Origin of the sequence: Actinoplanes subglobosus, assembly GCF_042650585.1 — a bacterium.
Classification (GTDB): domain Bacteria; phylum Actinomycetota; class Actinomycetes; order Mycobacteriales; family Micromonosporaceae; genus Actinoplanes; species Actinoplanes subglobosus.
Window position 1 is genome coordinate 465766 of the sequence record NZ_JBHSBL010000017.1, and the last position, 23835, is coordinate 489600.

Genomic DNA, 23835 nt, shown 5'->3' on the forward strand with positions numbered 1-23835 from the left:
CTCGTCACGTGTCCGCCACATCGCTAGCCGCCATGCTCCGCGAGCGGGGCCTGCGACTCACCCCACAGCGCCAGCTCATTCTCGAAGCGGTGCACGAGCTCGGCCATGCGACACCCGAGTCGGTGCACAACGCGGTCCGTGAGCGGGCCGCCGGTGTCAACATCACCACCGTCTACCGGACGCTGGAGTTGCTCGAGGAGCTCGGCCTGGTCAATCACACCCACCTGTCGCACGGTTCGCCGACGTATCACGCGGCCGGTGAGGATCAGCACGTCCATCTGGTCTGCCGGACGTGCGGGTCGATCGCCGAGGTGGATCCGGCGGTGATGGAGCCGGTGACCGGGAGACTGTTGCGGGAGCGGGATTTCCGGGTCGATGTGGGGCACGTCTCGCTGTTCGGGCTGTGCGGTGACTGCAGGGAGGCCGAGTGACCACGGTGATGGTCGAGGATCTGGATCCGGGTTCGGCGGATGCCGGGGTTCCGGCGCACTTCGGCGACCCGATGCGCGAGCAGCGGCTGCTGGAGACGGGTGTCGGCCTGGTCGACCGGTCGAACCGGGAGGTGATCGCGGTTCCCGGCGACGAGCGGGCGAGCTGGCTGCACACCCTGACCACCCAGCACCTGTCGTCGCTGACCGCCTTCCAGGGCAGTGAGCTGCTGGTTCTCTCCCCCAACGGGCATGTGGAGCAGCATGCCCACGTCACCGAGGACGGGACGACGGCGTGGCTGGACACCGAGCCCGGCGCCGGTGCGGGCCTGCTCAAATACCTGGAGATGATGCGATTCTTCACCCGGGTCGAGCCGCGCGACGCGACTGCTGAGCTGGCGGTCCTCTCCCTCGTCGGCCCGGGCGCGGCCGGTCTCTTCCCGGACCTCGCGGCCCCTCAGGTGGGCGCGGTGCCGGGTCCGCGGTTCGTCTCCGGGTCCGTTCCGGCAAGGGCGACGAGCCTCTATGCGGTACGAGCGTACGAGGGCGGCCTGGCTCGCCGGGTGCCGCTCGGGGTGGACCTGCTGGTGCCACGGTCGCGTAAGGACGCGGTCATCGAGCAGCTCGGCGTGCGGCGTGCGGGCCTCTGGGCGTTCGAGGCGGTCCGGGTCGCCCACCGCGTCCCGAGGCTCGGCTGGGAGACCGACCATCGGACCATCCCGGCCGAGATCGACCTGATGGCGCCGGGTGTGCATCTGGACAAGGGCTGTTACCGCGGCCAGGAGACGGTCGCCCGGGTGCACAACCTGGGCCGTCCGCCCCGCCGTCAGGTGCTGCTCCATCTGGACGGGGTGGCCACGGATCATCCGCCGGCCCGGGGGACGGCGGTCGAGCTGGACGGGCGGGCGATCGGTTTCGTCGGCACCGCGGTCCGGCACCACGAGCTGGGCATGATCGCTCTGGCCGTGGTCAAGCGCAACGTCCCCGACGACGCGCGACTCACCGTGGGGGAGTCGGCCGCCGCCATCGACGTGGAGTGAGCCACCGGGGTCGCCGTCCTTGATACCGGGCCGGACCTGGGTGGCAGGATGCGAGGCATGACCGGGACTGTGATCACCGTCGCCCCGACCGGCGCGGAGAGCAAGAAGGTGGATGTGCCGGCCCTGCCAGTGACCCTGGCCGAGCTGACCGCCACCGCCAAGGAGTGCGAGGCGCTGGGCGCTTCGATCGTTCATGTCCACATCCGGGACGAGGACGCCCGCCCGACCCTCGACCAGGGCCGGCTGCGGGACACCGTCGCGGGGTTGCGGGAGGGCACCGGCCTGATCGTGCAGCTCTCCTCGGGCGGTTCGGTGCACGATCCGGAGTCGGACCGGCTCGCCGTGCTGGACGCCGGGCCGGAGATGGCGTCGTGCACGATGGGCACCGTCAACTTCGGTGACGACGTGTTCCTGAACCGCTGGGAGTTCATCGTCGACCTGCACACCCGCATGCAGGAGCGCGGGATCGTGCCGGAGTACGAGATCTTCGACCTGGGCCAGCTCACCAGCCTGCAGCGGCTGCTCGGCAAGTACGGCCTGCCGTTCGGTGGCCATGTGCACGTCGACCTGGTGATGGGCGTGCCGGGCGGGATGCCGGGGACGGCGGCCGCCCTGGTCGCCTGCGAGCGGGTGATCCGCGACCTGCCGGAGGGCACCACGTTCTCGGCGACCGGCATCGGCCGCAGCAGCCTGCCCGTGATGCTGGCGTCGCTGTCGGCCGGTGGGCACCTGCGCGTCGGGATGGAGGACACGCTGACGTACGCGAAGGGCCGTCCCGTCGAGTCGAACATGCAGCTCGTGGCCCGTGCCGTCGGTTTCGCCCAGCTCGCCCAGCGTCCGCCGCTGACCCCGGCCCAGACCCGCGAGCTGCTGGGGGTCCCGGCCCGATGATCGTCGCTGAAGTGGTCCGCTCCGGTTTCGTGGAGAGCGTCCACCACGGGGTCGTGGCCGTCATCGGTGCTGACGGTCTCGGTGACGTGGCGTCGCCGTTCTTCCCCCGCTCGTCCAACAAGCCCTTGCAGACGGTGGGCCTGCTGACCGCCGGCCTGGTCCCGCGTGAGGAGGCCGACCTCGCCCTGATCAGCGCCAGTCACGACGGCGAGACGTTCCACGTGGAACGTGTGCGCGCCATTCTGGCCGCGGCCGGGCTCGGGCCGGAGGCGCTGCGCTGCCCGGCCGACCTGCCGCTGGGCGAGACGGCCCGGCGCGACTGGCTCCGGGGCGGCGGCGAGCCCGAGCGGATCCTGATGAACTGCTCCGGCAAGCACGCCGGCTTCCTCGCCACCTGTGTGCTCAACGGCTGGCCGCTGGAGTCGTACCTGGAGGTCGACCACCCGCTGCAGAAGGTGCTCGCCGACGCGGTGAGCCGGCTGTCCGGTGAGCCGATCGCCGCGCTCGGTGTGGACGGCTGCGGCGCGCCGATCTTCGCGATCTCGCCGAACGGACTGGCCCGGGCGTTCCTGCACCTGGTCGAGGCGGAGCCGGGCACCCCGGAGCGCCGGGTGGCGGACGCGATGCGGGCCCATCCGGAGCTGGTGGCGGGCACCGGGTCCGAGGACACCGTGCTGATGGACGCGATGCCCGGCCTGATCGTGAAGCGTGGTGCCGACGGGGTGTCCGCGGCCGCCATGCCCGGGGTGGGTGCGGTGGCGCTGAAGATCTCCGACGGGTCGGCGCGGGCGCGCGTACCCGTGCTGCTCGCCGCCCTGCGCCGTCTCGGCCTGGACGTTCCGGACCTGCCCGAGCCCGTTCTCGGTGGTGGCCTCCCGGTGGGCGAGGTCCGCGCGGTCTTCTGACCCCTACGGGTGACCGGGTTCACGCTAGCTCCTGCAAGCATTCTGCTTGCAGGAGCTAGCACCCGGGGCTAACGTCGAAGCATGGCCACGCCAAAGGACCTGCCTGAGGACATCGGGACCTTCATCCGAGACCTCCGGCAGACCGCGAAGATCTCGCTCCGGCAGCTCGCCGACAAGGCCGGGGTGAGCAACCCCTACCTGAGCCAGATCGAGCGTGGCCTGCGAAAGCCGAGCGCCGAGGTGCTGCAGCAGATTGCCAGCGCCTTGCGAGTGTCGACGCCCGCGATGTATCTGCGGGCCGGGCTGCTCGATGGCGAGGGCCAGCAGGGTGTGCTGGCCGCCATCGCGGTCGACCCGGAGCTCACGATCGCGCAGAAGCAGTCCCTGACGCAGATCTACGAGACGTTCCGCAACGAGAACGCACGAAACGCGCCGCCCGCCGCAGACGCTGAGGAGCAGAAATGACCGAGCAGACCAAGACCAGGATCCCCGCCCCCCTCTACGCCGCCGCCGGTGCCGGTGACGCCGCGTACGAGCAGCTCCGCAAGCTGCCGGCCGTGCTCAACGAGCTGAGTGACCGCGCCGCCGCCTCGCTGAAGGCGTACAACGAGCAGGCCGGCACCAAGGCCGCCGAGCTCCGCGGCAAGGCCCAGGAGACCGACTTCGTGGCCCTGCGTGACAGTGCGACCACCGCCGCCGTCAACTTCGCCCAGGTCGCCCAGGAGCGCGCCGTCGCCGTCTACAACGAGCTGGTCGCCCGCGGCGAGCGCGTCGTCGGCACCGGTGTCGTCGAGGCCGCCGAGGTGGTCAACGCCGACATCGAGGCCACCGAGGAGCCGAAGGCCGTCGAGGCCGCGGTCGAGGAGGCGAAGGCTGTCGAGGCCGCGCCGAAGCCGCGCAAGCGGGCCAAGCCGGCCGCGCCGGCCGAGTGACCCGACACTGATCCGTCATGACCAGCGGGCCCCGGCGTTTGCCGGGGCCCGCGGCATAGACTCTCCCTCATGGCCACAGCAGCGCCGATCTTCTACGGATACGTCGTCCTCTGGATCAACCTCGCCTTCCTGCTCCTCTCCCTGGGAGTTCAGGTGGTCGCGCTGATCCACTGCCTGACCCAGCGCGGCGCAGCGTTCCAGGCCCTCGGGACCCTGCCGAAAGGTGCGTGGGCGGGCATCCTCTTCGTCTGCCTGGTGCTGAGCGGCGCCCTCTACGACGTGCTCCTGATGAGCATGATCGCCATCGCCGTCGCCCTGGTCTACATGCTCGACGTCCGCCCGGGACTCAAAGACATCTCGGACGGTAAAGGCTTCTGGTGACGAGAGGCCGCTTCGGCCCGCCGCCTCCGGACGGCGGGCCGCGCCTGCAGCGCGTCGATCGGACCGGGCCGCGAGGTGGCCGCCCGACGTTGCCGGGTCCGGCCACCGAGCTGGTCACCCTTTCTTCGGGTGTACGGGTGGAGCAGCTCACCACCGGCACCGGCGAGCCGGTCACGGTGTTCGCGCACGGGCTGGCCGGTGACATCTCCGGTACCCGTCCGCTGGGCAGTGCGGTCATCGGCCGCCGGGTGTTCTTCCACTTCCGCGGGCACGGCCGCTCCGATGTGCCGCCCGGCCCGTGGTCGTTCGCCGATCTGGCCGGTGAGCTGCGGGCCGTCGCCGACCATGCGGGTGCGACCCGGGCGATGGGCGTCAGCATGGGCGCGGCCGCTCTCTGCCGTCTGCTCGCCGAGACCCCTGACCGGTTCGAGCGGGTCGTGCTCTACCTTCCCGCGCCGCTCGACGGCGCCCGTTCGGCCGCGTCCGTGCAGCGTCTGGACCGGCTGCTCGCGTCGGTCGAGTCGGGGGAGGCCGCGATGATCGCCGACGCGGTCGAGCAGGAGATGCCGTCGTCGGTCCGCAACACCCCGGCCGGCTGGGGTTTCCTGCGCCAGCGGGTGGAGCAGTTGCAGCGTGACGGCCTGGCGCAGGAGATCGCGTCGGTGTGGTCGGCGCCCGCGCTGGCCGAGGTCGAGTCGCTCAAGGCGTTCCGTGGCCGGGCGCTCGTGATCGGCTGTGTGGGTGACGAGACCCATCCGGTGGCGTGGGCGGAGCGGATCGCCGCCCAGCTGCCCGATGCCGATCTCGTGGTCTTCGATCGGCCGGCCGTGCTCTGGACCAATCGGGCCGCTCTGCGCGATCGCGTGTCGGATTTCTTGAACCGGTGAGTTGCCGCCCTTATGTCCGAAAGCCGTAACTTTTCTGGCCTTCGACCGGTGAAGCGTACGTGCGTTTGTCCCCTAAATCCGTCTTTCTCGCCTTGGTGCTCGTCGGGCTGCCGTTCGCGGTAGTGGCCGGCTGGGCACTGGGCGCTCCGGCGGTGCGTCAGGCCGCTCTGGGTGCCTCGTCCGATCTCGGCGGCGACGGTGCCTTCGGATCAGCCCCCGGTTCCGGCCACCACGCCGGCGCTCCCGGAGTCTCCACGGCGCGGCAGCCGCGGGCCACCGCCGACCCGACCGGCTCCATGCCGGTTCCCGCGACCGGGCCCAGCACCGTCACCGCGACGGTCACCGTCGTCCGTACCGCGGGCCCGAACAAACCGGTCGAGAAGACCGACCCGCCGCTCACCGCCCCGCCGGTGCCCACACCCACCCAGGTCTCGCCCTCACCGGACGACCCATGGGTGTTCCCGCCGGACCCGGGCACGACGATCGAGTTCTCCTTCCCGCCGCTGCCGCCGGACGCGACCGGGTTCGAGCGGTTCCGCTACTGGAGGCGCTGAGACGGGCCCTGGCGCTGTCCGTACTGGAGCCCGGGTTCTAAGCTCCCGGAACGTGAGCGGTGATCTGAGTGAGACCCGGCCGGTGACGGCCTTCCGTGAGTTCGCGACCGGTGCCGGCCTGCTCGGGCGGGGCCTCGGGCTGGTTCTGCGCAGTCCCCGGCTGCTCCTTCTCGGTCTGCTGCCCGCCGTGGTCTCCGGCATCCTCTACATCGTCGCGCTGGTCTTCCTGGTCCGTTACCTGCCGGACCTGTCCGCCCAGGTGACCTGGTTCGCCGAGGACTGGGCCGCCTGGCTGCGCGGCACGATCCGGGTCATCGGCGGCATCGCGGTCCTCGGCTTCGGCCTGCTGCTGGCGGTGCTCACCTTCACCGCGGTCACTCTGCTGATCGGCGATCCCTTCTACGAGAAGATCTCCGAGCTGGTGGAGGATCGCTTCGGCGGCGTCCCCGACGCGGTGGACGTCGGATTCTGGCGAGGCCTGCGCCGCAGCCTCGTCGACTCACTGAAACTCGTGGGCATCTCCATCGTGGTGGCCATCCCGCTGTTCCTGCTGGGCCTGATCCCGCTGGTCGGTCAGACGGTGGTTCCGGTCCTGGCCGGGGCGGCCGGCGGCTGGCTGCTCGCCCTGGAGCTGACCGGTGTGCCGTTCCAGCGCCGCGGCCAGCGCCTGCGGCACCGGCGGGCGGCTCTGGCCGGAAAGAAGCCGTTGACGCTCGGCTTCGGTGCCGCGGTCTTCGCCACGTTCCTGATCCCACTCGGGGCGGTGTTCCTGATGCCGGCGGCGATCGCGGGAGCGACACTCCTGGCCCGCAAGTCCCTGAACAAGCCCGTCGCGATCACCACCACCGCCTCTCTCTGACACCTCTCGGGGTCGAGGTCCCGTTCCCCGGGTGATCGGCCGCCCTCTTTCCCTGGGCGATCGGCAGCCGCTGCCGTCCGGGCGAGGTGACCGCGGCCGACCGCCGGTGACCCGGGGCGGCCGGGACCCTCCGCGCGGCTGGCCTCCGTACGGCTGGCTTCAGTACGGCTGGCCTCCGCGCGGCTGGCCTCCGCGCGGCTGGCCTCCGCCAGCTGGCCTCAGCCAGCCGGTCTCAGCCAGCTGGCCTCAGCCAGCCGGTCTCAGCCAGCCGGTCTCAGCCAGCCGGTCTCAGCCAGCCGGTCTCAGCCAGCCGGTCTCAGCCAGCCGGTCTCAGCCAGCTGGCCTCAGCCAGCCGGTCTCAGCCAGCCGGTCTCAGCCAGCCGGCCTCAGCCAGCCGGCCTCAGCCTGGCGGCCGGCTTCAGACTGCTGGCCGGTTTCGGCCTGGCCACGGCCCGAGGAACCCATCTCCGCGAGCACTTTCGTCACCTTCCGAACAGCGTCTGGGCGGCTCGCCGGTGCGGACCGTGATCGATGGATTCGACCTCACCGCCCCCGCGCCGACACTGGTGGAGGCGCCGGTGTGGATACGGTTGCTGGGTGGACATCGAACTGGTCGAGGGCGACATCACGGTTCAGCGGGTCGATGCGATCGTCAACGCGGCGAACTCGTCGCTGCTCGGTGGCGGAGGAGTGGACGGGGCGATCCACCGGAAGGGCGGGCCGGCGATCCTGGAGGAGACCCGGAAACTGCGGGCCTCGCAGTACGGGCGGGGGCTGCCGGTCGGGCAGGCCGTGGCGACCACCGCCGGACGGCTTCCGGCCACGTGGGTGGTGCACACCGTCGGGCCGGTCTTCAGCGCCGATGAGGACCGGTCGGACCTGTTGCGGGCGTGCTATGCCAACTCGCTGCGGGTCGCCGACGAACTCGGGGCCGAGACGATCGCGTTTCCGCTGATCTCGGCGGGGGTCTACCGGTGGCCGGTCGACGATGCGGTTCGGCAGGCTCTCACGGTGTTGCGTGCGGCCGAGCCGGAGCACATCCGGCTGGCGACGCTGGTCCTGTTCGGCGCAGGCACGGCCGCGACCGCCCGACGCGTCGCCGGCGCCTGAGATCCCGCAGACGCCGATGACCGAGTCTGATCAGACTCGGTCATCGGTCATCGGTCATCGGTCATCGGTCGTCAGGCGGAGGCGCGGTGCTCAGACAGTGGCCCGGTGGTCGGGCGAAGGCCCGGTGGTCGGGCGGAGTTCCGGTGAGCCACGGCAGTGGGCCGGGCCGATCAGACAGTGGCCCGGTGGTCGGGCGAAGGCCCGGTGGTCGGGTGGAGGTCCGGTGAGCCAGGGCAGTGGGCCGGGCTGCTCAGACAGTGGCCCGGTGGTCGGGCGAAGGCCCGGTGGTCGGGTGGAGGTCCGGTGAGCCAGGGCAGTGGGCCGGGCCGATCAGACAGTGGCCCGGTGGTCAGGCGGAGGCCCGGTGGTCAGACAGAGGCCCGGTCATCCAGAGCAGTGGGCCGGGCTGATCAGACGGTACCGGGTGATCTGAAGCGGTGAGCACGGCTGATCAGGCGGAGGCGCGGGTGATCAGCTCGGTGGGCAGGATGATCGCGGGCTCGATCTCGGGATCGCCGGCGATCAGGCGCAGCATCTGGCGGGCCATCACCCGGCCGGCCTCGGCGATCGGCTGCCGGACCGTGGTGAGTGGCGGATCGCTGTAACGGCTGATGTCGAAGTCGTCGAAGCCGATCACCGCGACATCCTCCGGAACCCGCCGCCCGGTGTCCCGGAGGGCCTGGAGCGCGCCATGGGCCATCAGATCGGAGGCGGCGAACACCGCGTCGAGATCCGGGTCCTGATCGAGTAGCGCCCGCATCGCGGCGATGCCGGAGTCGCGGGTGAAGTCGCCGGCCGCGACCAGGGACGGCAGGCCGGCCGCGTGCAGAGTGTCGTGGTAACCGGTGAGGCGCTCGAGCCCGGCCACCATGTCCTGCGGGCCGGCTATCGTCGCGATCCTTCGACGGCCGGAAGTGATCAGATGCTGGAGGGCCGCCGCGACGCCGCCGGCGTGGTCGACGTCCACGTAGGGGACCGGCGGGTCGGCGAGCATCGGGCGGCCGCTGCAGATGACCGGGATGCCGCGGCGGGCCAGCAGGCCGGGCAGCGGGTCGGCGCCGTGGATGGAGGCGAACATGACGCCGTCGACGTGGCCGGCGACGGCGTAGCGCTCGACCCGGTGATACCCGGCGGCCGAGCCGGCCATCATCAGCACCAGCTGCTTGTCGGCGGCCTCCAACTCGGAGCCGACGCCGCGGATGATGGCCGGGAAGAACAGGTCGTCGGAGAACACCCGGTTCGCGGTTTCCGGAAGGATCAGCGCGATCGAGTCGGTCTGCCTGGTAACGAGGCTGCGGGCCGCCTGGTTCGGCACGTAGCCGAGCTCCTCGACGGCACGGTTGACGGCCTCGCGGATGGCGGCCGCGACCGTGGTGGAGCCGTTGACGACGCGGGACACCGTCGCCCGGGAGACCCCGGCACGACGGGCAACCGCTTCCAGGGTGGGCCGTTCCCGCGTCGTCACATGTGCCCCCGTCTTTACTCCAGGCCGTTACGCCGGATCACCTCGCGGTACCACTTCGCGCTGTCCTTGAGCACACGCTGTTGCGTCGTGTAGTCGACGTGCACGATACCGAAGCGCTTCGCGTACCCCTCGGCCCATTCGAAGTTGTCCATCAACGACCAGGCGAAGTATCCCCGGAGGTCGACTCCGGCCTCGAGGGCGTCGTGGCAGGCGCGCAGGTGGGCGTCGACATACTCGATACGGAGCGGGTCGTGGACGCCCTCGGGGTAGGCCGCCCCGTTCTCGGTGATCATGAGCGGGGTGCCGGGGTAGTCCCGGTGGAGGCGGGTGAGGAGACGGGTCAGCGACGCCGGCTCGATCTGCCAGCCCATGTCGGTGACCGGGCCGACCGGCTTGCGGAAGGCGATGCCCTCGCTGCCGGGGTAGTCGAGGGCGGCCGGCTGACCGGGTTTCGCCGACACGTACGACGGGGTGTAGAAGTTGATCCCCAGCACGTCGATCGGCGCGTTGATGGTCGCCTCGTCGCCGTCCTTGATGAAGGACAGGTCGGTGATCCGGGAGATGTGCTCCAGCACGTCGGCGGGGTAGTGGCCACGCAGCAGCGGGTCGAGGAAGATCCGGTTGGCGACGCCGTCGATGATGCGGGCCGCGTCGACGTCGGCCGGGTTCGCCGGGTCGAGCGGGGAGACCTCGCACGGGTTGAGCGTGATGCTGATGCTCCGTGCGCCGGCCGAGCGCAGTGCCCGGGCGGCGAGGCCGTGGGCCAGGTTGAGGTGGTGCACGGCGGCCAGCGATCCGGCCGGGTCACGCCGGCCGGGGGCGTGGATGCCGTTGCCGTAACCGAGGTAGGCCGAGCACCACGGCTCGTTGAGCGTGGTCCAGGTGCCGACCCGGTCACCGAGCCGGCCGAAGACGACCTGCGCGTACTCGGCGAAGGCCTCGGCGGTCTCCCGCACGGTCCAGCCGCCGCGGTCCTCCAGCGTCTGCGGGAGGTCCCAGTGGTAGAGGGTGACGACCGGGTCGATGCCCTTGCCGAGCAGTTCGTCGGTGAGCCGGTCGTAGAAGTCGAGACCCCGGGTGTTGACCGGGCCGGTGCCGTCCGGGCGGACGCGGGGCCAGGCGACCGAGAAGCGGTACGCCCCGAGGTTGAGGCCGGCCATCAGGGCGACGTCCTCGGCGTACCGGTGGTAGTGGTCGCACGCGACGTCGCCGGTGTGGCCCGCGTGGACCTTCCCCGGCGTACGGCTGAACGTGTCCCAGATGGACGGGCCGCGACCGTCCTCCCGAGCGGCGCCCTCGATCTGGTAGGAGGCCGTGGCCGTCCCCCAGACGAAGCCGTCGGGGAAGGTGATCCCCGTCGAGGCCGGCTGCGCCGACGTGGACGTGACGGTTGCCGTCATGTCATCTGCTCCTGATGATCCGCCGAACTTAACCGGTTCATCTTACGGCTTGAGAGCGCTCCAACAAGGGTAAGACCCTGGAAGTTCAGCCGGTTCGCAGCGCCTGGAAGAGGCGAGGGTCACCACTGAGGGCCAGTTGGTCCGCTCGTTTACGGCCCATCAGGGCCAATTGGAGGTCGCTCACGCTGCCGGTCGCCTTCGCCCGGGCGTGATGATCGTCGCTGTCCAGGATCGTACCGGTGTCCAGCAGGGCGATCCCGGCACCGCGGAGCCGGACGAACCACTCCTGCCCGGCATCGGTGCCGACCAGGTGAACCACGCCGTGCAGATCGGTCGGGCCCTGCCGTTTGCCGGCCGGCAGCCAGGTGTCGAGGATCTCGCCGACCCCGTCGGTCGCGAGTTTCGTCTCGATCGGGGTGGCCCGGCCCGCGGCGGACTCGGCATCCCACCGGTGCACCGAGATCTCGTGCGCCATCCGCCGGTCCCAGAAGCCGGCCCGTTTCGGCTGGGGTGCCCAGTTCCACGCCGGGAAGTCCGGGTCGAGCGCCTCCAGCGTCTCGATCGTGCCGGTCAGCTCACGCCGCAGCCGATCGAGGGTCTCCGGCCAGTCGGTCCGCTCCAGTGCCGGCGCGATCTCCGGAAGGGAGGTGACGCCGCGGGTCACCGTGCCCCGCACCCAGTGCAGGACCTCGGTCACGTGGTGGGCGAGGTCGGCCACGGTCCAGTCCGGGCAGCCGGGGATCGCCGGCTCGGGGCCCGTCTCGGCGACGGCATCCCACAGGGCCGGCCCATCGGCGCGCAGCGCCGCGAGCCAGAAATCCTTCGTCGCGTGCAACCTGTTCATCGCAGTCGTCTCCCCGCTCGGCCGGACCGCCGGTGAACCTCCCCTCGGATGGACCTTAGGGTTGGCGTCGTGACTGATACCCCTTTGGGCCCGGAGAGATTCCTGTCGGCGTACACGACGCTACGCCTCGGCGGGCCCGCCGGCACAGTGACCACCGCGGTCCATACGGACGAGGCGGTCGGCGCGGTGCGGGCGGCCACGGCGTCCGGCCGGCGGCTGCTGGTGCTCGCCGGGGGCAGCAACGTCGTGATCGGCGACGACGGTTTCGACGGCGAGGTGCTGCTGCTGCGCACCCGGGGTGTCGAGGTCACCGGTGAGGACGCCTCCGGCGTCCTGGTGCGGGTCGCCGCGGGCGAGCCCTGGGACGACTTCGTGGGGTACGCGGTGAGCAGCGGCCTGTCCGGTGTCGAGTGCCTCTCCGGCATCCCGGGCGCGGCCGGCTCCACCCCGATCCAGAACGTCGGGGCGTACGGCCAGGAGGTGGCGCACACCATCGAGGCCGTGCACGCCTACGACCGCCGGGCCGACGAGATCCGGGTGATGACCCCCGAGGAGTGCCGCTTCGGGTACCGGACCAGCGTCTTCAAGCACGACGACCGTTACCTGGTCACCGCCGTCGACTTCCGGTTGTCCCGGTCGGGCGATTCGGCCCCGATCCGGTACGCGGAGCTGGCCCGCTCCCTGGGTGCCGCGGCCGGCGACCGTGTCCCGCTGCGCCAGGCCCGCGACACCGTGCTCAAACTGCGCGCAGGCAAGGGCATGGTGCTCGACCCGGAGGATCGGGACACCTGGTCGGTCGGTTCCTTCTTCACCAACCCGGTGGTCCCCGCGGCGGTGCTGGAGAGCATCGGCGAGGCGCCGAACTGGCCGGGTGCGGACGGCACGGTGAAACTGCCGGCGGCCTGGCTGATCGAGCACGCCGGCTTCCCGAAGGGGTTCGCCGGTGACGGTGTCGCCATCTCCGGGAAGCACACGCTGGCGCTGACCAACCGTGGGAGCGGCACGACGACGGCACTGCTGGATCTGGCCCGGACCATCCGGGACGGGGTCCGGGCCAGGTTCGGTGTCGAGCTGCACCCCGAGCCGGTGCTGATCGACTGCGCGCTCTGAGGGCTCACGTCCCCGCGAGGACTCCCACGCGGGGACGCGGGCTCACTCCCACCCGAAGACCTGCGTGTAATAAGGAGTGCCGTCCACCGCGAAGGCCACTCCGGCGCCGAACGACTTGGCCTTGCAGTTGAGTATGTTGCGGCGGTGTCCGGGGCTGGCCATCCAGGCGTCCACCACCTCGGGCGCGCTGCGATAGCCCCAGGCGATGTTCTCCCCGGCCGGCTGCTGGTAACCGGCGTCCTCGCTGCGGTCGACGAAGGTCGAGCCGTCCCGCCAGACGTGACTGAACAGCCTGGTCCGGGCCATGTAGTTGCTCTGCCGCAGGGAGGCGGTGACCAGCTGACCGTCGACGGTCAGCGCGGGGCAGCCGGCTTCCTGGCGTTCCCGGTTGGTCAGCTTGACCACCTGCACCATCACGACGCGGGCCCGGATCTGCGCCGGGTTGAGCGTGGGGGTGGGGGTCGGCGTGGGGGCGGCCGGTGGCGACGGGGTCTCCTGGGGACGCACCGGTCCGTGGGCGAGAGCCGGTGCGGAGAGTGCGAACAGCGCGGGCACCGCCGCGAGTGCGGCGACACGTCGTACCACCAGGTCGAACACGGGTACCTCCCGGATCGCATTGACCGGGCGCGGATCGCCCGTCACGGCTATCGCACCCCGTACCTCGCGGCGTGTCACATCTTTCTCGGAAAGGGCGATAAGCCGTACGAGAAATGTCAGGCTGTAGGGATGTCCCGACCGGGCCCCCGGTTGAGGCCCTGATCGGGCCGCTCGGGCGGATCTCGCGGAATCGGCTCGCACCCCGCACCCGGCGCTAGACTGTCACTGTCCGTAAATAGGCGGTGACATCACGCTATATGGTGGTTTTGCGCCGCCAGTGCGGGTTAGGGACAGGGTGAGTACACGATGAGTCGCCTACTCGTGGTCGAGGACGACCCGGACATCGCACTCGCTCTCCGGTTGCTGTTCAGCCGGGCCGGTTACGAGGTGGCGCACGCCGCCGACGGCCGCTCCGGTCTGAAGGAGGCCTACGCCGAGCACCCCGATCTGGTGGTGCTGGATGTCGGGTTGCCGGAGATGGACGGCTGGCAGGTGCTGGAGCGGTTGCGGGACGTCTCGGACGTGCCGGTGCTGGTCCTGACCGCCCATGGCCAGGAGGCGGAGAAGGTGCGCGGCCTGCGGGGCGGCGCCGACGACTACCTGACCAAGCCGTTCGCCAACAACGAGCTGCTGGCCCGGGTGGAGGCGCTGTTGCGGCGCTCGTCCTCCGGTCAGAGCAGTTGGGCCAGTCAGGTCTACGACGACGGCCTGGTGCATCTCGACCCGACCAAGCGCCGGGTCTACGTCAAGGGTGAGGAGAAGCGGCTCACCCCGACGGAGTTCCGCCTTCTCAACGCGCTGGTGCGACATGCCGGCGCGGTTCTCTCGCCGAACCAGTTGCTGACCCAGGCCTGGGACGACCCGACCGGCATCGGCCAGGAGCGGGTCAAGTTCGCGGTCCTGCGTCTGCGCCGCAAGCTCGGCTGGTCCGATCCGGACGAATCGCCGATCGAGTCGGTTCGCGGGTTCGGCTATCGCTACCGCCGCCCGGGCGGGGAGTCCTGATCATTCCGGCGTACCGGGCGATCTTCTCAGTTGGTGCCCCGAGGGGTCGATGAGGGCAGTGAAGCCGAGCAGGAGGTAGCAAGTCGTGGAAGACCTTGGCGAGATCGTCGGCGAATTCCTCATGGAGAGCCACGAGAACCTGGACCAGATCGACCGGGACCTCGTCAGCCTCGAGCAGGAACCCGGCTCGCGTGATCTGATCTCCCGTATCTTCCGGGCGATCCACACCATCAAGGGCACCAGTGGGTTCCTGGCGTTCTCCCGCCTGGAGAAGCTGGCCCACGCCGGTGAGTCCCTGCTGTCCCGGCTTCGTGACGGTGTCCAGCCGGTCACCCCGGAGACCATCACTGTCCTCCTGCTCTGCATCGACGGCGTCCGGTCGATCCTCTCCTCCATCGAGGAGAACGGGTCCGAGGCCGAGGTCGACATCGAGAGCATGATCGTCCGGATCAAGGCGCAGATGGACGCGCCGACCGACGGTGCCGCCTCTGCCCCGGCCGCCGCCGCTCCCGCCGCGGAGGCCGCCCCGGCCGAGGCGCCGGTCAGCGTCGAGCAGGAGGCGCCCGCGCCCCGCCCGACCCCCGAACCGGTCACCGACCAGCGCCAGCCGCTCGGCCAGATGCTCGTCGACGCCGGCGCGGCACAGGCCTCCGACGTCGCGTCGGCCCTCCAGCAGCAGATCGAGGGCGACGAACGCAAGCTCGGCACGATCCTGCTGGACGAGGGCAAGGCCGCGCCGACCGCGGTCAGCGAGGCACTCCAGTCGCAGGCGCCGAAACGGAGCATCGCCGACAGCGCCATCCGGGTCGACGTCGACCTGCTCGACACCCTGATGAACATGGTCGGCGAACTGGTGCTGGCCCGGAACCAGCTGGTCCGGGGCGTGATGGAGATCGGCGACTCCGGTCTGGTCCGCAGTGCCCAGCGGCTCGGCATGATCACCAGTGAGCTGCAAGAGGGCATCATGAAGACCCGCATGCAGCCCATCGAGCACATCTGGTCCAAGCTTCCCCGAGTCGTCCGGGACCTGAGCAACTCGCTCGGCAAACAGGTCGCGCTCGTGATGGAGGGCAAGGAGACCGAACTCGACCGGAGCCTGCTGGAAGCGGTCAAGGACCCGCTGACCCACCTCGTGCGCAACGCCGTCGACCACGGTATCGAGGAGCCGGAGCGGCGGATCGCGAGCGGCAAGGATCCGGAGGGGACGCTTACTCTCCGTGCATATCACGAGGGTGGGCACGTCGCGGTCGAGGTCGCCGACAACGGCGCCGGCCTGAACGTGGAGCGGATCGCGCAGAAGGCCGTGGAGAACGGGCTGCTCCGGCCGGAGCAGATTCCGAACATGGACAAGCGCGACATCATGGCGATGGTCTTCCAGCCCGGCTTCTCCACCGCCGCGAAGGTCACCAACGTGTCCGGCCGCGGCGTCGGCATGGACGTGGTCAAGACCAACATCGAGAACATCGGCGGCGCGGTCAGCGTCGACTCGACACCCGGCGAGGGTACGGTCTGGCGCCTCACCATCCCGCTGACCCTCGCGATCATCCAGGCCCTCACCGTCGACTGCGCGGATCAGCGGTACGTCGTACCCCAGGTCGCGGTCCTGGAACTGGTCTTCATCGACGGCAACACCACCAAGGTCGAGTACGCCTCCGGCGCGCCGGTCTACCGGCTGCGCGGCAAGCTCCTCCCGCTGGTCCGCCTGGACCGGGCTCTCGGCCTGGAGGTCGGCGGCGACCAGGGCGTCTACATCATGGTGCTGCAGGCCGACGGCCGGCGGTTCGGCCTGGTCGTCGACCGGGTGCTGAACACCGAAGAGGTCGTTGTCAAGGCCCTCAACACCAGATTCAAGGACATCGGGTTGTACGCCGGAGCCACCATCCTGGGTGACGGCAAGGTCGGCCTGATCCTCGACGTGTCATCGCTGGCCCGCCGCTCGCACCTCGCCGTCGACTCGGAACGCGAGACGGTCGCCGACAAGCGGGGCGCGGCCGGTGGTGGAACCGAGCGCCTGCTCGTGACCGCGGTCGGCGAGCGCCGGGTGGCGATCCCGCTGGACACCGTGACGCGCCTGGAGGAGTTCCCGCGCGACCGGATCGAGCACGCCGGTTCCCGCGAGGTGGTCCAGTACCGGGGCCAGATCCTGCCTCTGGTCCGGCTGTCGCACCTGCTCGGGGCGTACGGCGAGGAGCTGGAGGGCGACACGGTCTCGGTGGTCGTCTACAGCGAGGGCGGAAAGAGCGTGGCGCTGGTCGTGGACCGGATCGTGGACATCGCCGAGAACTCGACCACCGCACGCCGCGACGCGGAGGAGGACGGCCTGGTCGGTACCGCCGTGATCCAGCAGCGGGTGACCGAGCTCCTCGACGTGCGCCGGGCCATCCTCGCCGCCGACCCGAACTTCTACAGCGATGCGATGGACGACATGTTGGTGGAGGCCTGACATGGCGAGTCGTCAGTTCGCCACCTTCGAGGTGGACGGCCAGCTCTTCGGGGTCGAGGTGCATACGGTCCAGGAGGTGCTCTCGTACAACGAGTACACCCCGGTCCCGCTCGCACCGCCCGCGGTCGGTGGCCTGTTCAACCTGCGCGGTCAGGTGATCGCCGCGGTGGACCTGCGAGTGCAGCTGGGCCTGGCCCGGCAGGCACTCCAGGGGCCGGTCATGAACGTCATCCTGCGTGGTGACGGCGAACCGGTGTCACTGCTGGTGGACAAGATCGGTGAGGTGGTCGATCTCGACGACGAAACCTTCGAACCACCGCCGGACACGCTGAGCGGGCCCACCAGGGAACTGGTGGTGGGCACGTTCAAGCTGGACGGGCGTTTGATGCTGGCTCTCGACGTCAATCAGGCCGTCGACACATACCGCGCTACCAACTGATGTACAGCCTGGTCAGCGCCCCCGTTCTGGGCTTCGACCTGACCCGCCTGGCCGGCGGGTCGGCCGCGGCCGAGGTGATGCTGCGCGCGTTGCGGCTGCAGAGCGGGGACCTGCCGGTGCTCGCCGAGCGGCTGCCCGACGAGAACGTCCGCGGCCCGCTCTGGGTCGAGGTCGAGTCCGCCGCCCGCCGGATGCCGACGCTCAAGGGCATGTCGAAAGACGACCCGGCCGGAAACCTCGCCCTGGTCGAACGCGCGCCGATCGGATCGGTGGACGCGCTGCTGACCTGCCTGCGCTACGACGTCATGTCGTGGACGTGGGAGGGCACCGGCAGGGACGCGCGGCAGAGCGAGGACGCGGCCGCCGCGACGGCCCTTCTGTGCGACGCGGCGGTCGCCAGCTACCTGCGTGAGGTGCTGGACGACGAGACCCGCCGCGGGCTCGGCGCCGGATGGGTCTCGGCCGTCCGGAAACTCCCCGCGGGACCGCCGATCGACCTGGGGCCGCACCACTACACGGTGTCGGCCCTGCTCGACCGGCTCCGCACGCTGCGACCGGAGGACCGCCAACGGGTCTCCTCCGCAGCCGATGACGCCCGGCGCAACACCGCCGGCTGGTCGCCCGCCGTGCATTCGGCGTCGTGGGCGGCGTACCTCTCCGATCGGGTCCGTACCGCTGCGGCCGCACAGATGTTGCTGGTGCAGGCGGTGGATACGGCCGGGATTCCGCTGGCAGATCGTGCCGGAGGGGTCTGGAACATGCTCAGCGGTGCCGTTCAGGCGCTGGTGGTGCGCGATTTGCTGGACACCGCCACGGCTCACCGGCTGCTTGCCCCGGTGGTCGCGGCGCTCGGCCCGGCCTGGCTCGGTTGAAGGGAGTGGTCGAATGATCTCGGTTCTCGTCGTCGACGATTCCGTGGTGGTACGTCGGCTGATCGTCGATGCTCTCGGCGAAGCGCCGGGCATCCAGGTCGTCGGCACCGCCGCGAACGGTCTCCTCGCGCAGGCGAAGATCGATCAACTCAAACCCGACGTGATCACCATGGACATCGAGATGCCGCAGATGGACGGCATCGAGGCGGTCCGGGAGCTGCGCAAGCGGCACAACACCCCGGTGATCATGTTCAGCACGCTATCGGCGGCGGGGGCGACCGCCACGCTCGAGGCGCTGTCCGCGGGTGCCACCGACTACGTCACCAAGCCGAGCAATGTCGGCTCCGTGCAGGAGTCGATGATGGCCGTGCGCGAGCAGCTCGTACCCAAGATCCAGGCTCTCGGTGGCCGTCGGCGCCCGCCGGCCGGACCGCCGAGCCGTGGTCCCGCTCCGGCCGGGATACGTCCCGGTGGCCCCGCCCCGCTGCGGCCCGGTGCCCCTCCCGGAGCCCCGGGACGCCCGGGCGCGGGACCGGCGGCGCCGGCGCGGCCCGCGGTCAAGCGCGCCCCCGGCGGGAAGATCGACATCCTGGCGATCGGATCCTCGACCGGTGGGCCGGACGCTCTCACCAAGGTGCTGCTCGGGCTGCCGTCCGACCTGCCCGTGCCGATCGTGATCACGCAGCACATGCCACCGGTGTTCACCAAGATGTTCGCCGAGCGGCTGGACCGGAGCACACCGCTGAAGGTGGTCGAGGCCGGCGAGAACATGGAGCTCACCGCCGGAACCGTCTACATCGCCCCGGGGGATCGCCACCTGGTCTTCCAGCGCCGGGGCACGGCGACGATGACCCAGCTCAACAACGGCCCGCAGGAGAACTCGTGCCGGCCGGCCGTCGACGTGATGTTCCGGTCGGTGGCGGCTCTGTACGGCGGATCGTGTTTCGCCACGATCCTCACCGGAATGGGACAAGACGGACGGAGTGGTGCGAAGGTGCTACGAGACTCGGGCGCCGAGGTTCTGGCACAGGACGAGGCGACCTCGGTGGTCTGGGGCATGCCCGGCGCTGTCGTCGCCGCGGGCCTGGCCGACGAGGTGCTGCCGCTGGACCGGATCGCGGGAGCCCTGATCAACCGGGTCCGGGTGGGTCGTTCACCGGCGGTGGCCCGATGACGCTTTCCCAAGCGGAGTTCGCGTTCGTCTCCAACCTGGTGCGCAAGGAGGCGTCCATCGTCCTCGCGCCGGGCAAGGAATACCTGGTCGAGGCCCGGCTCATCCCGGTCGCCCGCGCGGTCGGCGCCCCCAATGTCAACGAATTCATCGGTGACCTCCAGAAGCGTCCCAATCCGACGCACCAGCGGAAGATCATCGACGCGCTCACCACCAACGAGACCTCGTTCTTCCGGGACCGCGAGCCGTTCGCCGCGCTCACCGATGTCGTCCTGCCGGAACTGATCAAGTCCCGGGCCACCGTGCGCAAACTGCGTTTCTGGTCCGCGGCCAGCTCCAGCGGACAGGAGGCCTACAGTCTGGCGATCACGCTCCAGGAGACGCTGCCGGCCGGCTGGACGTACGAGATCCTCGGCACCGACATCTCGACCGCGATGGTCGAGCGGGCGCAGAAGGCCGAGTACAGCCAGGTCGAGGTCAACCGGGGTCTGGCCGCCACCCAGCTCGTGCAGTACTTCGAGAGGGCCGGTGCGCACTGGCGGATCATTCCGGCGCTGCGCAAGAACGTGTCGTTCAAGCACATGAGCCTGACCGCACCGTTCCCGCCGATGCAGCCGTTCGACGTGATCTTCCTGCGCAACGTCCTCATCTACTTCGACGTAGCCACGAAACGACAGGTGCTCCAGAACGCCGCCAAGATCCTGCGCCCGGACGGGCTGCTCTTCCTCGGTGCTGCCGAGACCACGATCGGGATCGACGACAACTACGAACGGGTGGCCGCCGGGCGCACCTCTGCCTACCGGTCTCGTACTGCGGCGCCCGCCGGCGCCGCGAGAAGGGGATGACGCCGATGCGTGCCATGGTGATCGACGACTCGCGCGCGATGCGAATGATCCTCAAGCGCATCGTCACGAAGCTCAACTTCGAGGCGGTGGAGGCCGGGGACGGCAAGGAGGCGATGGACCTCCTGGCCGACATGACCGAGGTGCCGGAACTGGCCCTCATCGACTGGAACATGCCCAACATGAACGGGCTCGAATTCGTCACCAAGGTCCGGGCCGACCCGCGACTGAGGGAGATGACCCTCGTGATGGTCACCACTGAGAGCGAACAGAGCCAGATCGTCCGGGCGCTCGCCGCGGGCGCCCACGAATATGTGATCAAGCCCTTCACCGAAGGCGCGATGATCGAAAAGCTGGCCCTGCTGGGCCTCGTCCCGACCGGAGTGAACTCATGAGTGTCGAAGTCGAGGTCGACGAGAGTGACCTCGCCGAGATGGTGGAACAGGTGTGGGAGTCATACCTGGATCCGGAGGGCGTCAGTCCGCTGATTCCCACGTACGACGAAAACCAGCCTTCCGAGGTGCACTCCTCGGTCTCGATCACCGGGTCCTGGAACGGGCATGTCGTGTACGCCTCCTCCCGTGCCGCCGCCCAGCGCGCCGCGGCCGCCTTCCTCGCCATGGAGCTTGAGGAAGTGAGCGAGGAGGACATCTCCGACACGCTCGGTGAACTGGCCAACATCGTCGGTGGCAACGTCAAAGCGATGTTGCCGCCGGGGGCGCAGTTGTCGCTCCCGCAGGTGGTACTCGCGCCGGAGGCATCGGCGCGGTTCCCGAACACCGAACGCATCAGCGGGGTGTACGGGATGTGGGAGGGCGAACCGGTGTCCATTTCGATGTGGCAGAGCAGCACCGACAACAAGGAGGAGGGTGCATGAAGATCCTCATCGCCGATGACAGCCGGGTGATGCGGCAGATCGTCGTCCGGACCCTGCGACAGGCCGGGTTCGGGGATCACGACCTGGTGGAGGCCGCCGATGGCAAGGAAGCCCTCGACATGGCCACCGAGCAGAAGCCCGATCTGGTCATCTCGGACTGGAACATGCCGCACCTCACGGGTATCGAGGTGCTCCGACAGCTTCGTGCCGCCGGCAACAACGTCAAGTTCGGCTTCGTGACCTCGGAGTGCACTCCGGAGATGAAGTCGGCCGCCGAAGGCGCCGGAGCGGCGTTCTTCATCGTCAAACCCTTCACCGCTGAGCGATTCGACGAAGTGTTCGCTCCTATTTTGGGATGATTAAGACATGTCAGACGTCTCGGTTCTTCCCGGCTCTCTAGCCGTACGCAACCTTTTCGAGGACCTTCTCGGGCGAGAGGTGACGGTCAGCCCCGGCGACCCGATCGGCGCCCCCGAGGTGCCTCTCACCACCACCGCGATCTTCACCGACAACGGGCAGAAGATCTACGCGGTGATGGGCATGAACCTCAGCCTCGCCGCCAACGCGGGTGCCGCGCTGGGTCTGCTCCCGGCCGGCGCGGCCGAGGACAGCATCGATGAGAAACAGCTCTTCCCGAACCTGGCGGAGAACGTCTTCGAGCTGTGCAACGTGTTCACCAGCCTCCTCAACCGGGAGGGTGCGCCGCACGTGAAGCTCTACCAGGTGATCTACCCGAACCAGGAGCTGCCGGCCGATGCGCGCGCCGTCCTGCTCGCCCTGGGCCGCCGGCTGGACCTGGCGGTCGAGGTCAACCGGTACGGCAAGGGCAAGCTCAGCCTGTCCCTCGCACCCTGACCCTACGGATCCGCCGAAGGCGTACAAAATTGAAGATCTCCCGTTGCGGGCCCGCCATACGGCGGGCCCGCAAATTTGTGTCTAAGCAATTCCGGGACCGGGCCGAAGCTTAGGTTGAGCCTGCTACGGGACAGGAGAAGTCGATGACCTCACCGATGTCCGGACCCACCGGAGCCGATCCGACGAAGGCCGTGGCTGCGGCCAAAGCCGCCGAGGCGAAGAGCAAAACACTCGGCGACAAGGACACCTTCATGAAGCTCCTGGTCGCTCAGCTGAAATACCAGGACCCCACGAAACCCGCCGACTCGACCGCGTTCCTGGCGCAGACCGCCCAGTTCACGCAGGTCGAGAAGCTGGAAGACATGATCGGCATGCTGCAGTCGCAACGCATGATCGGTGCCAGCTCCCTGGTCGGCAAAACGGTCACGTACATGGATGAAACCGGTGCGATGAAAACCGGCGTGATCACTGCGGCGAAGCTCAACGGAGACAGCGAACCGACGCTCAAGGTCGGGAACACGGATGTGCAGCTGTCCAAGGTCACGGAAGTAACCGACACCAAGACCGCCTGACACCGTCTCCCTCCACGCGTAAGGACACCTGTTCAATGCTGCGTTCTCTCTATTCCGGCATCAGCGGACTCAACGCTCACCAGCGGATGATCGACGTCACGGGCAACAACATCGCGAACGTCAACACGACCGGTTACAAGTCGTCGCAGGTGCAGTTCAACGACACCCTGAGCCAGATGATGGGCGCGGGTGGCTCCCCCCAGGACGGCATGGCCGGCACCAACCCGGCGCAGGTCGGTCTGGGTGTGCGGGTCGCCGGCATCACCTCGAACTTCAGCCAGGGCTCGGCGCAGACCACCGGCAAGTCCGGTGACATGATGATCCAGGGCGACGGCTTCTTCATCACCCGCAGTGGCAACGAGAGCCTCTACACCCGTGCGGGTTCGTTCTTCTTCGACGCGAACGGGGTGCTCGCCACCGCGACCGGTGAGCCGGTGCAGGGCTGGACCGCGGTCGACGGCAAGGTCAACTCAGCGGCGAAGCCGGGGGACATCCGGATGCCGCTCGGCGCCACCATCCCGCCCGAGCCGACCACCACGATCACGCTCAAGGGCAACCTGAGCAGTGACACCGTCCCGGACCCCAACGACCCGGACAACGCCGGCGTCGAGGACCTCGGCGGCTCACCGCCCCGGCCCGGTTACGTCACGACGATCCCGGTCAAGGTCTACGACGACCAGGGTGGCACGCACACGGTGACCGCGAAGTTCACCCGGACCGTGAACGACAACGCGCCTACGCCACCGACCGAGCCGACGTCGGCCTGGCGGGTGGAGATCTTCGACGAGAACAACGTCGCCCTCACCACCGGCACCAACCCGCAGACCATCAACCTGATCAGCGGCAAGGTCGATCCGACGCTTCTCGACAACCAGGGGCAGATGGAGATCGGCGGTTACATGGTCGACATGACCGACATCACCTCGTACTCGGGCAACACCGACGCACGGGTGTTCAACACCGACGGACAGGTGGCCGGCGCCCTCACCTCGCTCTCCTACACCGTGTCCGACAGCGGTGAGATCATCGGCGTCTACAGCAACGGCCTGAAGCAAACGCTGGGCCAGGTCGCGATGGCGACCTTCAAGAACGTGGCGGGCCTGGAGAAGGTCGGCAACTCGCTGTACCGGACCACCGTCAACTCCGGGTACGCCCAGGTCGGCGAACCCGGCAGTGCCGGCATGGGTCAGGTCATCTCCGGCGCGCTGGAGATGTCCAATGTCGACCTCGCGCAGGAGTTCACCAACCTGGTCGTCGCCCAGCGCGGCTTCCAGGCCAACAGTCGCATCATCACGACCTCTGACGAGATCCTCCAGGAACTCGTCAGCATGAAGCGCTAGCACCATCGCACCCGGG

General features: G+C 69.4%; 27 protein-coding genes and 1 pseudogene. 24 read left to right on the plus strand and 4 right to left on the minus strand.

The window, feature by feature from the left end:
* Positions 1 to 8: 8 nt before the first annotated feature.
* From ACFO0C_RS20035 to ACFO0C_RS20085, 11 genes and pseudogenes are all read left to right on the plus strand, one after another.
* Entirely contained in the window at positions 9 to 431 is a 423-nt protein-coding gene (locus ACFO0C_RS20035; protein ID WP_378068161.1) for a Fur family transcriptional regulator, read from the plus strand.
* A gap of 8 nt (positions 432 to 439) precedes the next feature.
* Positions 440 to 1468, plus strand: a complete 1029-nt coding sequence (gene ygfZ, locus ACFO0C_RS20040; RefSeq protein ID WP_378068521.1) for a CAF17-like 4Fe-4S cluster assembly/insertion protein YgfZ — start codon at positions 440 to 442, stop codon at positions 1466 to 1468.
* Positions 1469 to 1525: 57 nt separating this feature from the next.
* Entirely contained in the window at positions 1526 to 2359 is an 834-nt protein-coding gene (locus ACFO0C_RS20045) for a BKACE family enzyme (RefSeq protein WP_378068162.1), read from the plus strand.
* Complete coding sequence (locus ACFO0C_RS20050; RefSeq protein ID WP_378068163.1) at positions 2356 to 3264, plus strand: asparaginase; 909 nt, start codon at positions 2356 to 2358, stop codon at positions 3262 to 3264. The genes ACFO0C_RS20045 and ACFO0C_RS20050 overlap by 4 nt, the downstream gene beginning before the upstream one ends.
* A gap of 81 nt (positions 3265 to 3345) precedes the next feature.
* Positions 3346 to 3714, plus strand: a pseudogene (locus ACFO0C_RS20055) (helix-turn-helix domain-containing protein); the annotation flags it as partial.
* A gap of 11 nt (positions 3715 to 3725) precedes the next feature.
* Positions 3726 to 4196, plus strand: a complete 471-nt coding sequence (locus ACFO0C_RS20060; protein WP_378068164.1) for a hypothetical protein — start codon at positions 3726 to 3728, stop codon at positions 4194 to 4196.
* Positions 4197 to 4265: 69 nt separating this feature from the next.
* Positions 4266 to 4577: a DUF2516 family protein gene (locus ACFO0C_RS20065; RefSeq protein WP_378068165.1), complete on the plus strand. Its 312-nt coding sequence runs from the start codon at positions 4266 to 4268 to the stop codon at positions 4575 to 4577.
* Positions 4574 to 5464, plus strand: a complete 891-nt coding sequence (locus ACFO0C_RS20070) for an alpha/beta fold hydrolase (protein ID WP_378068166.1) — start codon at positions 4574 to 4576, stop codon at positions 5462 to 5464. The genes ACFO0C_RS20065 and ACFO0C_RS20070 overlap by 4 nt, the downstream gene beginning before the upstream one ends.
* 59 nt (positions 5465 to 5523) lie before the next feature.
* The gene (locus ACFO0C_RS20075; RefSeq protein ID WP_378068167.1) at positions 5524 to 6018 is read left to right on the plus strand and encodes a hypothetical protein; all 495 of its coding nucleotides are present in this window, start codon (positions 5524 to 5526) and stop codon (positions 6016 to 6018) included.
* Between the two features lie 52 nt (positions 6019 to 6070).
* Positions 6071 to 6877 carry an EI24 domain-containing protein gene (locus ACFO0C_RS20080; protein ID WP_378068168.1) on the plus strand — a complete coding sequence of 269 codons (807 nt, stop codon included), beginning with the start codon at positions 6071 to 6073 and terminating at the stop codon, positions 6875 to 6877.
* A 597-nt stretch (positions 6878 to 7474) separates the two neighbouring features.
* Positions 7475 to 7987 (plus strand): O-acetyl-ADP-ribose deacetylase, encoded by a 513-nt coding sequence (locus ACFO0C_RS20085; protein WP_378068169.1) that lies wholly within the window; start codon positions 7475 to 7477, stop codon positions 7985 to 7987.
* A 451-nt stretch (positions 7988 to 8438) separates the two neighbouring features.
* Here the strand turns inward: ACFO0C_RS20085 and ACFO0C_RS20090 are convergent, their stop codons facing one another.
* From ACFO0C_RS20090 to ACFO0C_RS20100, 3 genes are all read right to left on the minus strand, one after another.
* Positions 8439 to 9452: a LacI family DNA-binding transcriptional regulator gene (locus ACFO0C_RS20090; RefSeq protein WP_378068170.1), complete on the minus strand. Its 1014-nt coding sequence runs from the start codon at positions 9450 to 9452 to the stop codon at positions 8439 to 8441.
* Positions 9453 to 9466: 14 nt separating this feature from the next.
* The gene (locus ACFO0C_RS20095; RefSeq protein ID WP_378068171.1) at positions 9467 to 10852 is read right to left on the minus strand and encodes a GH1 family beta-glucosidase; all 1386 of its coding nucleotides are present in this window, start codon (positions 10850 to 10852) and stop codon (positions 9467 to 9469) included.
* 85 nt (positions 10853 to 10937) lie between these two features.
* On the minus strand, positions 10938 to 11696 hold the full coding sequence (locus ACFO0C_RS20100) for a maleylpyruvate isomerase family mycothiol-dependent enzyme (protein WP_378068172.1): 759 nt from the start codon (positions 11694 to 11696) through the stop codon (positions 10938 to 10940).
* Between the two features lie 48 nt (positions 11697 to 11744).
* Between ACFO0C_RS20100 and ACFO0C_RS20105 the strand changes: the two genes are divergently transcribed.
* Complete coding sequence (locus ACFO0C_RS20105) at positions 11745 to 12806, plus strand: UDP-N-acetylmuramate dehydrogenase (RefSeq protein ID WP_378068173.1); 1062 nt, start codon at positions 11745 to 11747, stop codon at positions 12804 to 12806.
* Between the two features lie 42 nt (positions 12807 to 12848).
* On the opposite strand, the gene ACFO0C_RS20110 is transcribed toward ACFO0C_RS20105, so the two are convergent.
* Positions 12849 to 13403: a CAP domain-containing protein gene (locus tag ACFO0C_RS20110; RefSeq protein WP_378068174.1), complete on the minus strand. Its 555-nt coding sequence runs from the start codon at positions 13401 to 13403 to the stop codon at positions 12849 to 12851.
* Between the two features lie 306 nt (positions 13404 to 13709).
* Here ACFO0C_RS20110 and ACFO0C_RS20115 point away from each other — a divergent pair, with 306 nt between their 5' ends.
* The 12 genes from ACFO0C_RS20115 to ACFO0C_RS20170 all read left to right on the plus strand — a co-directional run bounded on the left by ACFO0C_RS20115 (position 13710) and on the right by ACFO0C_RS20170 (position 23819).
* Positions 13710 to 14408, plus strand: coding sequence for a response regulator transcription factor (locus ACFO0C_RS20115; protein ID WP_378068175.1), 699 nt, complete (start codon positions 13710 to 13712; stop codon positions 14406 to 14408).
* An 85-nt stretch (positions 14409 to 14493) separates the two neighbouring features.
* Complete coding sequence (locus ACFO0C_RS20120; RefSeq protein WP_378068176.1) at positions 14494 to 16851, plus strand: chemotaxis protein CheA; 2358 nt, start codon at positions 14494 to 14496, stop codon at positions 16849 to 16851.
* A gap of 1 nt (position 16852) precedes the next feature.
* A complete protein-coding gene (locus tag ACFO0C_RS20125) occupies positions 16853 to 17290 on the plus strand; it encodes a chemotaxis protein CheW (RefSeq protein WP_093619555.1) in 438 nt (145 codons plus the stop codon).
* Positions 17290 to 18162, plus strand: a complete 873-nt coding sequence (locus ACFO0C_RS20130) for a hypothetical protein (RefSeq protein ID WP_378068177.1) — start codon at positions 17290 to 17292, stop codon at positions 18160 to 18162. The genes ACFO0C_RS20125 and ACFO0C_RS20130 overlap by 1 nt, the downstream gene beginning before the upstream one ends.
* 13 nt (positions 18163 to 18175) lie before the next feature.
* Positions 18176 to 19336, plus strand: coding sequence for a protein-glutamate methylesterase/protein-glutamine glutaminase (locus ACFO0C_RS20135; RefSeq protein ID WP_378068178.1), 1161 nt, complete (start codon positions 18176 to 18178; stop codon positions 19334 to 19336).
* A complete protein-coding gene (locus ACFO0C_RS20140) occupies positions 19333 to 20178 on the plus strand; it encodes a CheR family methyltransferase (RefSeq protein ID WP_378068179.1) in 846 nt (281 codons plus the stop codon). Before ACFO0C_RS20135 ends, ACFO0C_RS20140 begins: the two co-directional genes overlap by 4 nt.
* A 5-nt stretch (positions 20179 to 20183) precedes the next feature.
* Entirely contained in the window at positions 20184 to 20570 is a 387-nt protein-coding gene (locus ACFO0C_RS20145) for a response regulator (RefSeq protein WP_364070787.1), read from the plus strand.
* The gene (locus tag ACFO0C_RS20150; RefSeq protein ID WP_378068180.1) at positions 20567 to 21052 is read left to right on the plus strand and encodes a chemotaxis protein CheX; all 486 of its coding nucleotides are present in this window, start codon (positions 20567 to 20569) and stop codon (positions 21050 to 21052) included. Before ACFO0C_RS20145 ends, ACFO0C_RS20150 begins: the two co-directional genes overlap by 4 nt.
* Positions 21049 to 21411: a response regulator gene (locus tag ACFO0C_RS20155; protein ID WP_317789921.1), complete on the plus strand. Its 363-nt coding sequence runs from the start codon at positions 21049 to 21051 to the stop codon at positions 21409 to 21411. The genes ACFO0C_RS20150 and ACFO0C_RS20155 overlap by 4 nt, the downstream gene beginning before the upstream one ends.
* A gap of 7 nt (positions 21412 to 21418) precedes the next feature.
* Positions 21419 to 21907, plus strand: a complete 489-nt coding sequence (locus ACFO0C_RS20160) for a hypothetical protein (protein ID WP_378068181.1) — start codon at positions 21419 to 21421, stop codon at positions 21905 to 21907.
* Positions 21908 to 22050: 143 nt separating this feature from the next.
* The gene (locus ACFO0C_RS20165; protein WP_378068182.1) at positions 22051 to 22479 is read left to right on the plus strand and encodes a flagellar hook assembly protein FlgD; all 429 of its coding nucleotides are present in this window, start codon (positions 22051 to 22053) and stop codon (positions 22477 to 22479) included.
* Positions 22480 to 22514: 35 nt separating this feature from the next.
* Positions 22515 to 23819 (plus strand): flagellar hook protein FlgE, encoded by a 1305-nt coding sequence (locus ACFO0C_RS20170; RefSeq protein ID WP_378068183.1) that lies wholly within the window; start codon positions 22515 to 22517, stop codon positions 23817 to 23819.
* Positions 23820 to 23835: the final 16 nt, after the last annotated feature.

Bases quoted from the DNA above. Each gene is read 5' to 3' on its own strand.
- ygfZ (WP_378068521.1), top strand. From the start codon at position 440: ATGGTCGAGGATCTGGATCCGGGTTCGGCGGATGCCGGGGTTCCGGCG.
- ACFO0C_RS20045 (WP_378068162.1), top strand. From the start codon at position 1,526: ATGACCGGGACTGTGATCACCGTCGCCCCGACCGGCGCGGAGAGCAAG.
- ACFO0C_RS20050 (WP_378068163.1), top strand. From the start codon at position 2,356: ATGATCGTCGCTGAAGTGGTCCGCTCCGGTTTCGTGGAGAGCGTCCAC.
- ACFO0C_RS20060 (WP_378068164.1), top strand. From the start codon at position 3,726: ATGACCGAGCAGACCAAGACCAGGATCCCCGCCCCCCTCTACGCCGCC.
- ACFO0C_RS20065 (WP_378068165.1), top strand. From the start codon at position 4,266: ATGGCCACAGCAGCGCCGATCTTCTACGGATACGTCGTCCTCTGGATC.
- ACFO0C_RS20095 (WP_378068171.1), bottom strand. From the start codon at position 10,852: ATGACGGCAACCGTCACGTCCACGTCGGCGCAGCCGGCCTCGACGGGG.
- ACFO0C_RS20100 (WP_378068172.1), bottom strand. From the start codon at position 11,696: ATGAACAGGTTGCACGCGACGAAGGATTTCTGGCTCGCGGCGCTGCGC.
- ACFO0C_RS20105 (WP_378068173.1), top strand. From the start codon at position 11,745: ATGGACCTTAGGGTTGGCGTCGTGACTGATACCCCTTTGGGCCCGGAG.
- ACFO0C_RS20115 (WP_378068175.1), top strand. From the start codon at position 13,710: ATGAGTCGCCTACTCGTGGTCGAGGACGACCCGGACATCGCACTCGCT.
- ACFO0C_RS20125 (WP_093619555.1), top strand. From the start codon at position 16,853: ATGGCGAGTCGTCAGTTCGCCACCTTCGAGGTGGACGGCCAGCTCTTC.
- ACFO0C_RS20130 (WP_378068177.1), top strand. From the start codon at position 17,290: ATGTACAGCCTGGTCAGCGCCCCCGTTCTGGGCTTCGACCTGACCCGC.
- ACFO0C_RS20135 (WP_378068178.1), top strand. From the start codon at position 18,176: ATGATCTCGGTTCTCGTCGTCGACGATTCCGTGGTGGTACGTCGGCTG.
- ACFO0C_RS20140 (WP_378068179.1), top strand. From the start codon at position 19,333: ATGACGCTTTCCCAAGCGGAGTTCGCGTTCGTCTCCAACCTGGTGCGC.
- ACFO0C_RS20145 (WP_364070787.1), top strand. From the start codon at position 20,184: ATGCGTGCCATGGTGATCGACGACTCGCGCGCGATGCGAATGATCCTC.
- ACFO0C_RS20150 (WP_378068180.1), top strand. From the start codon at position 20,567: ATGAGTGTCGAAGTCGAGGTCGACGAGAGTGACCTCGCCGAGATGGTG.
- ACFO0C_RS20155 (WP_317789921.1), top strand. From the start codon at position 21,049: ATGAAGATCCTCATCGCCGATGACAGCCGGGTGATGCGGCAGATCGTC.
- ACFO0C_RS20160 (WP_378068181.1), top strand. From the start codon at position 21,419: ATGTCAGACGTCTCGGTTCTTCCCGGCTCTCTAGCCGTACGCAACCTT.
- ACFO0C_RS20165 (WP_378068182.1), top strand. From the start codon at position 22,051: ATGACCTCACCGATGTCCGGACCCACCGGAGCCGATCCGACGAAGGCC.
- ACFO0C_RS20170 (WP_378068183.1), top strand. From the start codon at position 22,515: ATGCTGCGTTCTCTCTATTCCGGCATCAGCGGACTCAACGCTCACCAG.